Consider the following 14,348-nt stretch of genomic DNA (forward strand, 5'->3'; position numbering starts at 1 on the left):
AACAAGTGCAGCTTTCTTACTATTGTATTTATTTTTAACTTAAATATGGCTAGCCACCATAAGTATTAATGACTAGCCATATTCAATCTTCTTTTAATTACTAATCAGATGATTTATTAGAATTTGCTAATTTCTCAGCGTTAAGATCTTCTTCGCGCAAAGATTTTTCGCCCCAACGCTTCCAAGTTGCTTGGCGACGCTCATTTTTACGTTCTTCTTTTATAAGAACTCTTTGATAAACAGCTTCATAACGTCGAGCCGCGTCAACAATAGGACGCGTGAAGAATGGCCTATCGTCCCTAGGTTCTGGTTCGTCATTTTCTGCTGCTTCATAAATAGCAGAAAGCTTATCCGCTGTTTCAGCTACAACAGTAAAATCTTCATTAAATCTCCACGCAACATAAAGCAATCCTGCGCAAAGCATAATAAGGAAGAATAAAACAAGAATCAGCCAAATCCACCAAGGCATTAGCGCACCTCCGAACTATCTTCAGAATGCTCTACACCGCCCTGTTCAATACTTAATTCGCGCTCTGTACGAGCAAGAATCATTGTGCGCAATGTTTCTGGTGCAACAGCTTTAATATGGCGCGCATGTGCAATGCAGAATGCTACAAACCAAGAATCTGAAGACACGTTTAAGTGTATTTTCAATCCATTTCCATATGGTTCTACACGCGCTCCTGAAAGATTCTTTACAAAGTTCAAATCTGTTTCGTCAGTTATAAATGAAGTTTCTGTTCCATTGTCGAAACTCCAGGTTCGTAACTCACTAACAGGAACATCAGGTATTGTAACTTCAGACAATGGCTTAATAACTTCTGCGCGTTCAATTCTTGCTACTCGAAGTACTTGCCAAATTCTTGGCAAACCGTTTGCCTTGTTAATTGAAGTATCTTTAGCAACCAAAGATCGCTTATCTTCAGGCGTCTGCTTTTCTACATCGGTCCAAACAGCAACGTAATAAACGCCTTCATCAACATAAACTTTAGAAGGTGCTACTACTTTACGACGAGTCCTACCAGCGCCATCTGTGTATTCCATATCAAGCAAAGAATGAGATGCAATTGCGCTTCTAACGATAGAGCAATTGCGAGGCTCTATCTCATATCCAGTTAAGCTTAGCCATGGTGTTTCACCAGGACGAACATGCTTGCGCAAACGCATATATAAGGATTCTGCTTGTTGACGCTGAGCATCAGGAAGCAATGGTGAGTGTGCAAGATAATTTACAGATGCAGTTAGCATACTCATATATTGCTGTGAAATTCCTGCTAAACGTTCAAGACCCAAAGAATTTGTTGCTGAAACAATGCCTTCGGATTCAAGCAAAGACCAGTCAATCTCAAAGAATTGACTTCCAGCCATTTCTCCGTCATCAGAAACTGTAAGAAGAGTGCTCACATCCTTTTGTAGAATGGCAACAAATCGACGCAACTCATCTTCATTCTTAGGGTTTCCAATAAAGCGAACAGCAAGTTCGTTCAGCGGGAATTCCTCGCCTAAATGAGCTGAGAGGAATAGCATTAAACGCAATCTACGGTCAACTTCACTTCCTGTTTGGAATGAAGTGCCTTTCTTTTGATGTGGCTTATCGTTCTCAGGATCTACAGGTAGATTATCTGCATTTTCTCCTTCATCAGTATTTTCCTGAGCATAAGGAGAATTATCATCGCAAGATTCAAATTGAGTAGCGGCATGAAGTCTACGATGGAAAGCATCAACTGCTTCTTTAGGACTTACAATTGAAGAACCAGGATGTTCAAGCACGAACATAGCTAAATCATCTGAATCTGTATATGCAACATTCAAATGTTCGCCATCAACGTCAACAGTTGCAGCGAAGCGACGTGAATCAATAACTTTTACCAAGTCATCAGGAATAACTTGAGTACCTAATCCTGGAGCAATAGAATCTAATCCTAATCCTGGAACAGGAGCCTGTGGAACGCGTGGAGCTGTTCTAGATGTATGTGGCTGCTCGTGATGGTTGGATTCAGAAGACGAAATCGACATAGAACGTGCTAAATAATTAGCTGCGGCAAGCACTGCAAGTTCATCTTGCTTAAAGCGTAAACGAACTCTAGGTTCATCGCCAAGCTGTAGACGATATGAAGCGAAGTCCTGTCCTTCAGACTTTGAAGAATATTCTGGTTGACGCGATTCGATTGCAATTCCCATAGCCGCAAGTTTTGCGCGATCTCTTTGGAACTGTTTTGCAAAGGCTGCTTTAGCTGCTTGATCTGCAAGCTCCCCATAAGAATCGGCATATGCTTTAACTCGTTGTGCTATTTGCCTTGAAGTTAACCATTGCGGGAATGCGGAAGATAATACAGCGAGCACATCTAATTCATGCTTGCCCCATTTATCGGAAAAACGTCGCCTTCCGTTAGTTCCTTCTGCCATTATTCCTCACGTATCGTTGCTTGGTGTATTTTCTTTCATGCTATTAACGCTATTAATAACAGCGTTTGTTTGAAGCTTTTGTACTTCTACTTACAAGCATGCCTTTTCTATTTTAATGGTGTTTTCTCATACGTGTGGACATTTTTAGAAAAACATTATATTTTTCTTCTATATTTTTTAATGTACACGCCAAAAACGTTGATATTAAGCCAATTTTACGCGACACGCCCATATATTGTTTAATAGCTAAAAACTGTATTTTGTTAAGATTTTTCTTAATATTTGCTGTTTGTTGTAATTTTTATGCTGGTTTTTATAGTATTTTTACGTTTTAATATGGTTAAATCGAAAAAATATATAATATTTCACCTATTTTACATATAAAAATAGGCATAGCTTTTATAAGTTATGCCTACAATTTGCGAATAAAAATTAAATATTTAAATATGAATTATACCCATGAATCAGGTTCAATTCCTTGAGGACCTACGAATTCTCCGTTAGGTACATAGCTTGGCTCTCCTGTATCTTCTAAAACAGCGTCAGCAAACATTGAAACTTGATTGCCAAAGGTCCAATCTCCCTTTATGGTAACCGATTTAGCTGCAGCTAATGCAGGAACAGAGTATGGGAATCTTTCGTTGAAATCATTAATATTGCGATAATATCTTGGATCTAAATCAATATCAGGAAATATGTAATTGCCATCTTCCATTTCATAAGAATCGGTTAAATGGAAACGATCAGAGCGCATAATAAACAAATCGTTTGTAGTTTTAACCGGTAAGAATCGCATTCGATCAACTTCTACACAAATTGCTTCGTCAAAAAGTGATACGGCTGCTCCCATAGCTGTTTCAAGTTGTACAACTTTAGGACTTTCCAGATTAGTAGGGTCTACAGTTTTATTGTTGCAAATAACTGGTAAAGGTAAAACGCCATCATATTTTTTAAGCAGTTTTTTCAAAGCATCTATTCGAATCCAAATATTATTCGTATTAAAATACGGATGCTTATTTATGCTTTGAGCAGATCTACGATCTTCAGGATGCACTTGGCTCATTTCTCTCAAAAGCATGCGTCCGGTTTCAGCATCTCGAACAATATGTCCGCCTTTTCTATCTGCTTGAGTGCGTTTGGCAACCTCGATCATAAAAGGCGCATGAGTGTTTTCAAAATATTGTGCAAGAGTCCTAGATGGACGAGCACCTAAGTTATCTGAATTTGATATAAACAAATACGAAAAACCGTGATCAGACAATATATCTAATATGCCCGATTCCCAAAGAGTTGAATATAAATCACCGTGTCCAGGAGGGCACCATTCTAAAGTAGGATCTTCAGGATAGGAAACAGGCTCCCCCGTTTCGGCTAGAATCTTAGGCTCTTGATGCTGAATAATTTCTACCGGAATTTCGTTTTGTACAAATTTTCGATTGCGCTTTAAAACTTGCAAAGTGTCTTTAGAAGTTCGGAAAGAATTCATAAGAATAAGAGGCAATTCGACGCCTAAGCGTTGGCGAGCCGTAAGAACCTGTCCGATTATGATATCTATAAAACGCATTTGGCGAGCTTTATGCCTGCGAACCGGTAGTAAAGATTTCGCGCACGACAATCCCATTGAAGTGCCTAAACCGCCATTAAGTTTTATAAAAGCTGTTTTTGCAAAAGCTTTAACTGCTTTATCGTGATCTATAGTTTCATAAATTTCATGAAAACTTGGAACAGTTTTTATTGGCTCGACATCATGTTCACGAATAAAAGATCCTGCTTTATTGTTATTCCAAATATCGTATAAGTGTGAAAATTGTGCTATTGCTGTGTCACTCATGCCCTGTTTACGCATCTTTGCGGCAGACAATTCGAACGCTTCATCCATATTATTAGCCTCCTATTTACACACTTTTACATATCAGTCTATCTATTTGCACAAAGTGACGCAAATACTCGGATTAATTTTCCCAATTTAAGAGTATTGCAAATAAATGAAATGCCGTTAACACGTCTCCGTTGACGCATTAACGACATTTCAAACCAAAATAGATTTTATTGGCATCAGTGTAACTAGCTTGAATTCAAATATGCTATTAAAATTTAAACTCAAGATAATTCACTTATTAATATGAGGTTATTATACCAATACTCATCTATTAGGTGCAATCAGTAACAAATCACTATTAGCATAATCATTCGCTACTATGACTTGAATAGTTGGTTTCTTCACCTTCTTCGTTTTCTTTGTTTTCTTCATTTTGAAGCCCGTTATGATGCTCATCGTAGCCTTGCAAGTAGCGAGTTTGGCGCCAATGATGAATCGAAGCATTAGTACCGCGATGATGTACGTGATAACGGCGTGGAGTACCACCATGAGGTAGTTCTTCAACTTCTTTAGCAACAGCAATCTGATTAACGTTAGAAGGATCCATAATTGCGATAGGTGCAACAGGTTCAGGCTCTGTTGGAGCTGCAGTACGGTTCTTAACGTGTTCTGGAAGCCATTGTGCAAACCACGAAAGTACCCAGCATATGAAGAAGTACACTATTGATGCAACGAAAAGAGTTTGCAAAATGTTAAAATACATTGAACCCAATCGTCTTGATTCTTGTAGCAAGTCAGTGTACATGATGATTGAGCCCAGAGCTGTATCCTTTAACACAACAACAATTTGAGTTACAGCTGCAGGCATCATAGCTATAACAGCCTGTGGCATTTCTATTTGAGTTAAGGATTGATAGTGGCTTAATCCAAGAGCAAGAGATGCTTCGCGCTGTCCATTTGGCAAGTTGCCAACTCCTGCACGAACAAGCTCAGCAACAACAGAACCGTTGTACAAGATTAAAGCAAGAACTACAGCCCAGTATGATGCGTTTTTTATTCCAGAAAAAGCAAATCCTCTCCATAAGAAAATCATAAGCAATAAAACTGGAACAGCTCTACAAAATTCTACGATAATCGACGATATTCCTCGTATAACTATATTCGGTAGTAACCTACATAATCCGAAGAATAATCCAAAGATTATAGATCCAACTATTGCAAGTAATGATGCTTTTAGAGTCATCCATAATCCAGGAAGATAGAAATCAACCCATGCTTCATATTCTATTGCTGGTTTCCAAAGTTCCCAGGATAATTGATTTTCTCCCTGTGGCGGATTAGCTAAGCGCATAAGAATCGCAACAATAAATAATGCGAATATTATTCCTGCAACAATGTTAGCTATGCGTATCTTTTTTAAAGCTTTTGGACCCGGAGTATCAAATAAAAGTGACTGTTCTTTATTAGACATAATATTCACCTTCTTTTTACCTTCGTACTGCCAATTTGTTTGAAAGATACGTTGTGAGAATTCCGATCGGGATAATTAAAATAACGTATCCAAAAGCGAAAATGAGGAATATAGGTATGATTAAATCTGCGTGTTTTTCAATCATTTCGCTCATCATTGTTGAAGTTTCAGTAGCAACGGACGCGGCTGCCGCAACTGTGGAATTTTTCAGCAATGCAATAAATGTATTTCCTAAAGGCGCAACAGATCCACAAAAAGTCTGTGGAAGAATTACTTGCGTTGCAGATTGGAAGAAATTTAATCCTAATGCTCTGCACGCTTCCGCTTGCCCAACAGGAACAGTATTAAGGCCTGAGCGTAAAGATTCACAGACAAATGCTGCGGTGTAAAGCGATAATCCTGTGATAGCGAGCCAGAAGAAATTCACATCAAATATTGGCGAGAAGCCAATTTTTAATTGAGCATACACGCCTAGAACCATAGAAACCATGATTATCGTTAAAGGCATATTTTTGAAAAATTCTACATAAATAGTTGAAATAAGACGTAATGACGCAATAGGACTTATTCTCATAACAACTAATATGATGCCGAGAATTGTAGAAAATAGTATGCTCCACAGTGTTATTTCTATATTAACGAGGAAGGCACCAGGAACGTTATATGATGAAAAAAGTTGAATAAAATCTTGCATTACTCCTCACCTTCCTTAGGAATAGGTGGATTATAAGTTGCGTTTGGCTTAAAACCAGTTCCGCGCAAATTATCATCTAAAGCTCGTTTCCATGATCCATTTTTAATCATGTCTTTTAGTGCTTCATTAATGCGTTTAGCTAGTTTCTTATTGCCTTTTTTAATCCCAATGCCGTAATGTTCTTCGGTAAATGGCTTGTTTACAAGCTTTAAACGACCTCGAGAAGCAGTTGCTAAACCAGCAAGAATAATATCGTCTGTTGTTACCGCATCCACAATTCCTGAGAATAATGCAGTTGCACATTCTGCATAACCAGGCTGTTGCATAAGCTGTACTTTTGAAGAGTAACGCTCTTTGATAGCAATTGCAGACGTTGAGCCTGTTACCGAGCATAAACGCTTTCCGTCCAAATCATTTGGACCGCTTACTTTATGCTCATCTTTTCGAACTAGTAAATCCTGACCAGCAACAAAATATGGTCCTGCAAATGTCACCATTTTTTTACGAGCATCCGTAATGGAATACGAAGCAACAATCATATCAACATCGCCATTTTGTAGCATTGCTTCTCGTTGCTTAGAAGGTGCTTCTTTCCACACAATCTGATCTTCAGAATATCCAAGCTTTTTAGCAACATACTTTGCAACATCGACGTCGAATCCAACATAAGTTCCAGCTTTTTTAAAACCTATGCCAGGCTGATCGAATTTGATACCGATCCGTATGACTTTTTTACCATCGCTACGATCGCATGCTGTAAGTGGCATAACGCAACATATGGTACAAAGCATTGCTAGTATCGCACGAAAAATGCGATTTTGTAATATTTTCATATCTTTTCCCTTCATAAGAACTGTTTTAAAGTTTCAGGATTTTTACTGAAAGATAAAACAAAAAGCAGATTAATGCGTAAGAATCTTGGAAAGGAAATCTTTTGCGCGATCAGTTTTTGGATGTTCGAAGAATTCTTCAGGAGTAGATTTTTCTAGTATTCTTCCATCTGCCATGAACACTATTTGATCTGCAGCTTTGCGTGCGAAGCCCATCTCGTGAGTTACGCAGATCATTGTCATTCCTTCTTTAGCTAGTTCGACCATAACGTCAAGAACTTCGTTAACCATTTCTGGATCTAATGCTGAAGTTGGTTCGTCAAAAAGCATAACTTTTGGTTGCATTGCAAGCGCTCTAGCTATAGCTACGCGTTGTTGCTGTCCGCCAGAAAGTTGTGAAGGCATTTTATTTGCTTGATTGTCTACTCCAACTCGTGAAAGCAATTCCATTGCGAGAGATTCAGCGCTTTGCTGATCCATATGGCGTACTTTCATAGGAGCAAGAGTTACATTTTCTAAGATTGTTTTATTTGCAAAAAGATTAAAAGATTGGAATACCATGCCAACTTCGGCTCGCAAAGCTGTAAGCTCTTTTCCTTCTTGTGGAAGCGGTTTCCCGTCGATTCGTATATCTCCGGAGTCAATGGTTTCAAGGCGATTTATAGTGCGGCACATAGTAGATTTTCCTGATCCAGAAGGACCTACTATTACCAAAACTTCACCTTTATTAACAGTAAGATTTATGTCTTTAAGAACGTGAAGCTTGCCAAAATGTTTTTCAACATGGCTTAATTCAACTAGAGGCTGTTCTGATTGTTCACTATCAGAACTTGTATAAACATCTTCTGAAATATTTTTTTGTGTTGATTCTTGTTTGTTCATAGCGAAAATTTTAATAGATTTGTGTTACGCGTAGTTGTCAACATAGTTACTTTTTGTAACTCTTAAGTTACAAAAATGCCGCCGATATCGAAGAATTGGCGTTTCTCGTTATCAACGGCATATATTTTCGTAACATATATTGATTATTGTATGAAAATGTAATTCAAACAATAAAATTTATTTATATATTACACGTTTTTAGTATTTTTTATTTTTTAACTTTACTCGTCTTCATCTGGATCGTAATCAACGCCAGTTTCAGCACGCTGCTCGTCAGAAATTGGAGCAGGAGCGCCAGTTAGAGGGTCGCGTCCGCCGCCAGCCTTAGGGAATGCGATTACGTCGCGAATCGAGCTTGCGCCTGCCAAAATTGCAGCAGTACGATCCCAGCCCAAAGCAATACCAGCGTGAGGTGGAGCACCATACTTGAAAGCTTCAAGCAGGAAGCCGAACTTTTCGTCAGCCTCAGCCTTATCGATTCCAAGAACGTTAAGCACACGATCCTGAATATCGTCGCGGTGAATACGAACGGATCCACCGCCCATTTCGTTACCGTTGCACACGATATCGTAAGAATCGCTCATAGCATGCTCTGGATCTTGATCAAACTTATCAATCCAATCAGCAGATGGCATTGTAAACGGATGGTGCATAGAAGTCCACTTTGAGTGGCCAACAGCAACGTCGTCATCATCTGGATCATCAGTGCGCTTGAACAGTGGGAAGTCAACAACCCAAGTGAAAGCAAACTCATCTGGGTGAAGTAATCCTGCGCGGCTAGCAAGCTCTACACGAACAGCGCCGAGCAAAAGCTGCGAAGACTCGCGGGAGCCTGCTGCGAAGAACACTGCATCGCCATCTTCTGCTCCAACGGCTTCCTTAAGACCTGCGCGCTCTTCTTCGCTAAGATTCTTAGCAACAGGACCCTTTAACTCGCCATCTTCACCAAAGACAACGTAAGCCAATCCCTTAGCTCCACGCTGCTTAGCCCAATCCTGCCATGCGTCAAACTGGCGACGAGGCGTATCTGCACCGCCCTTAAACAGCACAGCGCCAACGTATGAAGCCTGGAACACGCGGAATGGAGTGTTCTTAAAGAAGTCAGTTAATTCAACAAGTGGGTTTCCAAAACGCAAATCTGGCTTGTCGGAACCATACTTATCCATTGCTTCCTGCCAAGTAATACGAGGCAAAGGAAGAGTAATTTCGTGACCGGCTTCCTTCCAAATAGCAGCGATAACGCGCTCTGCCATAGCCATAACATCTTCTTGGCTTGCAAAGCTCATTTCCATATCAAGCTGAGTGAACTCAGGCTGACGATCAGCACGGAAGTCTTCATCGCGATAGCAACGAGCAAGCTGATAATAACGTTCAACACCAGAAACCATGAGCAACTGCTTTAGAAGCTGAGGAGACTGTGGAAGTGCGTACCAAGAGCCTGGAACCAAGCGAGCTGGAACAACAAAGTCGCGAGCGCCTTCTGGAGTGGACTTAATAAATGTTGGTGTTTCAACTTCAGTAAAGTCCATGTCTTCCAAAGCGTGACGAGCAGCCTTAGCCATATCAGAGCGAAGCTTCAAATTGCGTTGCATAGATGGGCGACGCAAATCAAGATAGCGATACTTCAAACGAACATCTTCGCTTGGTAGCTTGTTTTCGGACTCGTTTTCCAAAGCAGTTGAAACTTGGAATGGCAAAGCGTCTGATTTTGCGAGAATAGTAACAGTGTCTGCAACAATCTCAATCTTTCCAGTAGCTAAATGATCGTTTTCATTGCCATCTGGACGCAAGCGAACTTCGCCGGTTACTTGTACAACGAATTCGCTACGCAATGGTCGTGCAGTTTCTTCATCGTAAATAACAACCTGAACTAAACCTGTGTTATCACGAACATCGACAAATGCAACGCCACCATGATCACGGCGACGATCAACCCAACCAGCGATGGTTACTTTTTGCCCGACTAATTCTTCAGTCACTTCAACGGCATGATGTGTGCGATACGCCGTCTGGCTCATAAGTCCACTTCCTCTACAATCTAATATTGATATATTCATTTGTTTCTATTGACATGATTTTGCGCGCAACATTCAAGCAAATTTGCAAGAATATTATTTAGCGCAAGAAACTGTCTGCCGGGCATAAACAGTATCCGGTTGCCAAGACGTGGCATCCGCTGTTTCCTGCTCGCCAGTAATAATATTTTTTACTTCATCATGAGATGATTCTGATTCAGTGCTATCTGCAGGGAACCATACATAAGGAATGCCGAGCTTGTCAGCATATTTTATCTGCTTACCAAGCTTTGCTGCACTAGGAGCAACATCGGTTGCAATACCACGTTCTCGCAAAGTTCTAGCGATAGCATTGCACGCAGGACGATCCTCCTCATTCCAAACTGCAACAAGTACTGCAGCAGGAGAAACTCGAGAAACTGTAGTGCCTGCTGTATGAAGCATATAAGAAAGCAGTCGAGACATGCCTATTGAAAGTCCTACGCCCGGATACTTCTTCTTACCCTGTGAAACTAAATTATCGTAGCGGCCGCCAGAGCAAATTGATCCAAGAGATTCTGCGTTGTCAAGGAAAGTTTCGTAGACAGAGCCAGTGTAGTAGTCAAGTCCACGAGCAATCTTCAAATCAGCAACAACAGCGCCTGGGCGAATACGTGCAGCTTCATCGACAATCATCGCAAGAGTTTCAACACCTTGTGAAGCTAAAGCGTACGATTCGTTATCTTCATTTCGAGAAATATTATGCTTGTCGCATAATCCGTCGAAACGAGACTTCAACTCATCTCCTGTTTCGGCGGTAAGCTCAGCCAATTCTAAGCATGCAGCAGCTTGAGAAGCTGTAGCGCCGCACTCTTTTACCAAAAGCTTAGCAACTTCTTCAGCGCCAATTTTGTCAAGCTTATCGATTTCTCGAAGAACTCCCTCAATATCGCTTAAGCCAATACCGCGATAAAAACCTTCAGAAAGCTTACGATTATTGGCGTGAACGGTAGCTTTTGGTAAACCAAACTCTCTTAAACGTTCAAGAGCTTCAACCATAACAAGAGGAAGCTCAACTTCGTAGTGTGAAGGCAATTCGCCATTTCCTACAACGTCAATATCAGCTTGAACAAACTCACGGAAACGACCTTCTTGAGGGCGCTCTCCTCTCCAAACTTTTTGCATTTGCCAACGCTTGAATGGGAACGCTAAATCACCCGTGTGTTCAACAACATATCGACTTAAAGGAACAGTTAAATCAAAGTGTAAACCGATACGATCTTCTACTGGAGTGTCGGATTCTTGACCTACTTCTTGCAACCTTGATAATAAGTAAATTTCTTTGCTAGTTTCACCTTTTTTTAAAAGACTCGAACCCTGTTCAACAGCACGAGTTTCAATGCCTATGAAGCCGTTGAGTTCAAAAACTTCTCGAAGTGTATCGATGACACGCTGTTCTACAGCGCGCTCACTAGGAAGCCATTCAGGAAAACCAGATATTGATGAGCCTTGTACCATGCACACTATAATAGGTTATGTTACGGAAAATTATGGCCAAAAGTTATACTATTCGTAATACTGTTACCGTGCATATGCTGTAAGGAGTCGTCCCGTGACCGAACAGACTAAACCAGAAGAAAATACCCAAGTCAACGCTACACCAAAGCCGCATGCGCCGTCGCCTGCAAACTTTGCTCATAAGACCCGCGTTATTGCCCAAGCCCCTACTGTTTCATACAGCGAGGAAGATGTAAAAAGCGCTGAAAAATTTGGTAGAGTTGACGAAAATGGCACTGTTTACGTGCGAGAAGGTGACGCTGAACGCGAAGTAGGACAGTATTCAACTGGAACTCCAGAAGATGCTCTTACTTTCTACGTACACCGCTATCTAGATTTGAAGATAAAGCTGGATCTTTTTGAAAAAAGGCTCGAATCTACTAACGTAAAACCTAAAGAAATTGATGAATCAGTTAACACTTTGGAAGCTGAATTAGCTGAGCCAGCAGTTGTTGGTGATATCGCTGCTTTACGTGCGCGACACGCCGAACTCAAATCTCGTGGTGAATCAAAGAAAGAAGAACTTGCTAAAGCTCGTAAAGATGCTATTGACAAAGCATTAAAAGAACGTACTGCGATTGTAGAGCAAGCTGAATCCTTAGTTGCAAATATGAGTGATTCAACTAATTGGCGTTCTCTAGGAGATAAACTGCGCTCGCTTTTCGACAAGTGGCAGCAGCATCAGCGCAATAGCATTCATTTGAATAAAGCGGATGCAGATGCTTTGTGGCAGAGATTCTCCAAGGCTCGTTCAACATTTACTCAAGCACGTAATGCATGGGTTAAAGAGCGCGATACTGAACGCGATAGCGCTAAGAATGCCAAGGAAGCAATTATTGCTGAAGCAGAAACTTTGAAGAATTCTACCGATTGGCGTGAGACTTCTATGAAGTTCAATGCTTTGATGGATCGTTGGAAGAAGGCTGGAAACGCTGGTCGTCAGCATGATGATGAATTGTGGACCAAGTTCCGTGAAGCGGCAGATGTCTTCTATCATGCTCGTCAGGCTGATCGTGAAAAAATGAATGCTAGCGAGAAAGAAAATCTTGCTAAGAAGGAAGCATTATTGAAGCAAGCTGAAGCATTGCTTCCTGTTGAAAACGAAGAAGCTGCTAAACAAGCACGTAAAGAATTGTCTGCTATTCAAGAACAGTGGGATGCTATCGGATACGTTCCTCGCGAAGATATGCGTCGTATTGAAGCTCGTTTGAACGATGTAGATAAGAAAATTAAAGCTGTTGAAGAGGCTGCGTGGAAGGATGAAGATCCTGAAGCTAATGCTCGTAAATCTAGCTTTGCTATGCAATTACAAGCACAACTTGATGAGCTTGATGCTGCAATTGCAAAGGAAACAGATAAGAATCGTAAAGCTAAGCTTGAAGCAGAAAAAGCCACTAAGGAACAATGGCTTAACGCTATTAAGTAATTCTTTTTAAGAAGTACTATTAGCTAGTTCTATTAAGTAATGGTTTAGTTTTATCTTATAAAATTTTCTGAATAAATATGAGGCTGCTTGAAATTCAAGTGGCCTCATATTTGTATATTCTTAATTACGAGTTGAATCTTTCATTAAGGAATTAGCTAACTTAACAAAAGTATTAGCTAATTCGGTGTCTGCTAATTCACCTTTTTCTGTTAGTACTGCAGGCCTACCGCTTTCACATAATTCTCGAATTGACGTATCTAACGGAATTTGCGCTAAAAGAGGTATATTCTTATCTAAGGCTTTGCAAAGCTGCTCACTTACTCGTTTTCCTCCGCCTGACCCAAAAATTTCTAGGCGTTCTCCATTGTTTTCAAACCAACTCATATTTTCAACAACACCTGTAACGCTAACAGGAATTTGTAAGGCCATAAGACCAGCGCGAACTGCTACATCTGAAGCGCTTGGCTGAGGTGTTGTAACAACAATAATTTCAACATTTGGCAATGATTGAGCAACAGCTAAAGCCATATCCCCTGTTCCTGGTGCTAAATCTAGAAGTAAAATATCAGGATTCCCCCACCAAACATCTGAAAGAAACTGTTCTAAGGAACGTTGTAATCGCGGTCCTCTCCATAAAATAGCGCGATCTGTGCCTGCAAACATGCCGATAGAAATAAGTTTCACTCCCCAAGCTACAACAGGCATAAGCATGCCATTTAAATTTGTAGGTTGCGAATTGACCCCAAACATTCGAGGTAAAGAAAAACCATAAACATCTGCATCAATCGCGGCAGTATCGTATCCTAATGCTGCAAAAGTCGCAGCTAAATTAGCAGTTATAGAAGATTTTCCAACACCGCCTTTACCTGAAGCAATAGCGAAAACTCGGGTATGATTTCCAGATTTATTAAAAGGGTTTTCTTTGCGTTCAGCTTTTAAATCAGATACAAGTTTTGCAAGTTTATCTTCGCTCATAGCTGCAGTACTAATATGCGGTATAAGTTTAATCTTAGGATATTTAGATACTGCTTCTTTTACTCTTTCTGTTATAACTTCCGCTAGAGGACAGTTTGGAACTGTAAGTTCAAGATTGATATCAACATTGTATGTTGGCTGTGAATTTTCGCACTTTGAAGTATCGCATTGCGCTTCAGATACACTTACGCCAGTTACCATATTCAGTTCTGTTACTGAACGCCCTAACTCCGGATCTATTACACTACCAAGAAGGTCGTAGACTTTTGTCGCTAGCTGATTTGAATCTTCCAT

The 14,348-nt window shown here is 40.4% G+C and carries 10 protein-coding genes and 2 pseudogenes; 1 reads left to right on the forward strand and 11 read right to left on the reverse strand.

The window, feature by feature from the left end:
• Window positions 1-100: 100 nt before the first annotated feature.
• The 10 genes and pseudogenes from HXT51_RS00580 to hisS all read right to left on the reverse strand — a co-directional run bounded on the left by HXT51_RS00580 (window position 101) and on the right by hisS (window position 11,614).
• Window positions 101-469, reverse strand: coding sequence for a hypothetical protein (locus HXT51_RS00580; protein WP_421776529.1), 369 nt, complete (start codon window positions 467-469; stop codon window positions 101-103).
• A pseudogene (locus tag HXT51_RS00585) lies at window positions 469-1,608 on the reverse strand (helix-turn-helix transcriptional regulator); the annotation flags it as partial. The pseudogene HXT51_RS00585 and the gene HXT51_RS00580, both read right to left, overlap by 1 nt.
• Window positions 1,609-1,682: 74 nt before the next feature.
• Window positions 1,683-2,406, reverse strand: a pseudogene (locus HXT51_RS00590) (WYL domain-containing protein); the annotation flags it as partial.
• A gap of 451 nt (window positions 2,407-2,857) precedes the next feature.
• On the reverse strand, window positions 2,858-4,285 hold the full coding sequence (locus HXT51_RS00595) for a UTP--glucose-1-phosphate uridylyltransferase (RefSeq protein ID WP_421776530.1): 1,428 nt from the start codon (window positions 4,283-4,285) through the stop codon (window positions 2,858-2,860).
• Between the two features lie 307 nt (window positions 4,286-4,592).
• The gene (locus HXT51_RS00600) at window positions 4,593-5,696 is read right to left on the reverse strand and encodes an amino acid ABC transporter permease (protein ID WP_421776531.1); all 1,104 of its coding nucleotides are present in this window, start codon (window positions 5,694-5,696) and stop codon (window positions 4,593-4,595) included.
• Between the two features lie 16 nt (window positions 5,697-5,712).
• On the reverse strand, window positions 5,713-6,390 hold the full coding sequence (locus HXT51_RS00605; RefSeq protein ID WP_103084247.1) for an amino acid ABC transporter permease: 678 nt from the start codon (window positions 6,388-6,390) through the stop codon (window positions 5,713-5,715).
• Window positions 6,390-7,223, reverse strand: a complete 834-nt coding sequence (locus HXT51_RS00610; protein WP_415691952.1) for a glutamate ABC transporter substrate-binding protein — start codon at window positions 7,221-7,223, stop codon at window positions 6,390-6,392. Before HXT51_RS00610 ends, HXT51_RS00605 begins: the two co-directional genes overlap by 1 nt.
• A 69-nt stretch (window positions 7,224-7,292) precedes the next feature.
• Window positions 7,293-8,102: an amino acid ABC transporter ATP-binding protein gene (locus HXT51_RS00615; RefSeq protein WP_103084245.1), complete on the reverse strand. Its 810-nt coding sequence runs from the start codon at window positions 8,100-8,102 to the stop codon at window positions 7,293-7,295.
• A gap of 221 nt (window positions 8,103-8,323) precedes the next feature.
• Window positions 8,324-10,120 (reverse strand): aspartate--tRNA ligase, encoded by a 1,797-nt coding sequence (gene aspS / locus HXT51_RS00620; protein WP_415692198.1) that lies wholly within the window; start codon window positions 10,118-10,120, stop codon window positions 8,324-8,326.
• A 93-nt stretch (window positions 10,121-10,213) separates the two neighbouring features.
• Window positions 10,214-11,614 carry a histidine--tRNA ligase gene (hisS, locus tag HXT51_RS00625; RefSeq protein ID WP_103084243.1) on the reverse strand — a complete coding sequence of 467 codons (1,401 nt, stop codon included), beginning with the start codon at window positions 11,612-11,614 and terminating at the stop codon, window positions 10,214-10,216.
• Window positions 11,615-11,708: 94 nt separating this feature from the next.
• Between hisS and HXT51_RS00630 the strand changes: the two genes are divergently transcribed.
• Window positions 11,709-13,079 carry a DUF349 domain-containing protein gene (locus HXT51_RS00630; protein WP_103084242.1) on the forward strand — a complete coding sequence of 457 codons (1,371 nt, stop codon included), beginning with the start codon at window positions 11,709-11,711 and terminating at the stop codon, window positions 13,077-13,079.
• 120 nt (window positions 13,080-13,199) lie between these two features.
• Here the strand turns inward: HXT51_RS00630 and HXT51_RS00635 are convergent, their stop codons facing one another.
• Window positions 13,200-14,348, reverse strand: coding sequence for an Mrp/NBP35 family ATP-binding protein (locus HXT51_RS00635; RefSeq protein WP_421776532.1), 1,149 nt, complete (start codon window positions 14,346-14,348; stop codon window positions 13,200-13,202).

The organism is Gardnerella sp. KA00255 (genome assembly GCF_049244095.1).
In the GTDB taxonomy this organism is placed as follows: domain Bacteria; phylum Actinomycetota; class Actinomycetes; order Actinomycetales; family Bifidobacteriaceae; genus Bifidobacterium; species Bifidobacterium vaginale_F.

What these genes read in the sequence shown, in the direction of transcription:
- HXT51_RS00600 (WP_421776531.1), bottom strand. Translation starts at nt 5,696, where the DNA reads ATGTCTAATAAAGAACAGTCACTTTTATTTGATACTCCGGGTCCAAAA.
- aspS (WP_415692198.1), bottom strand. Translation starts at nt 10,120, where the DNA reads ATGAGCCAGACGGCGTATCGCACACATCATGCCGTTGAAGTGACTGAA.
- HXT51_RS00610 (WP_415691952.1), bottom strand. Translation starts at nt 7,223, where the DNA reads ATGAAAATATTACAAAATCGCATTTTTCGTGCGATACTAGCAATGCTT.
- hisS (WP_103084243.1), bottom strand. Translation starts at nt 11,614, where the DNA reads ATGGTACAAGGCTCATCAATATCTGGTTTTCCTGAATGGCTTCCTAGT.
- HXT51_RS00580 (WP_421776529.1), bottom strand. Translation starts at nt 469, where the DNA reads ATGCCTTGGTGGATTTGGCTGATTCTTGTTTTATTCTTCCTTATTATG.
- HXT51_RS00635 (WP_421776532.1), bottom strand. Translation starts at nt 14,348, where the DNA reads ATGGAAGATTCAAATCAGCTAGCGACAAAAGTCTACGACCTTCTTGGT.
- HXT51_RS00615 (WP_103084245.1), bottom strand. Translation starts at nt 8,102, where the DNA reads ATGAACAAACAAGAATCAACACAAAAAAATATTTCAGAAGATGTTTAT.
- HXT51_RS00595 (WP_421776530.1), bottom strand. Translation starts at nt 4,285, where the DNA reads ATGGATGAAGCGTTCGAATTGTCTGCCGCAAAGATGCGTAAACAGGGC.
- HXT51_RS00605 (WP_103084247.1), bottom strand. Translation starts at nt 6,390, where the DNA reads ATGCAAGATTTTATTCAACTTTTTTCATCATATAACGTTCCTGGTGCC.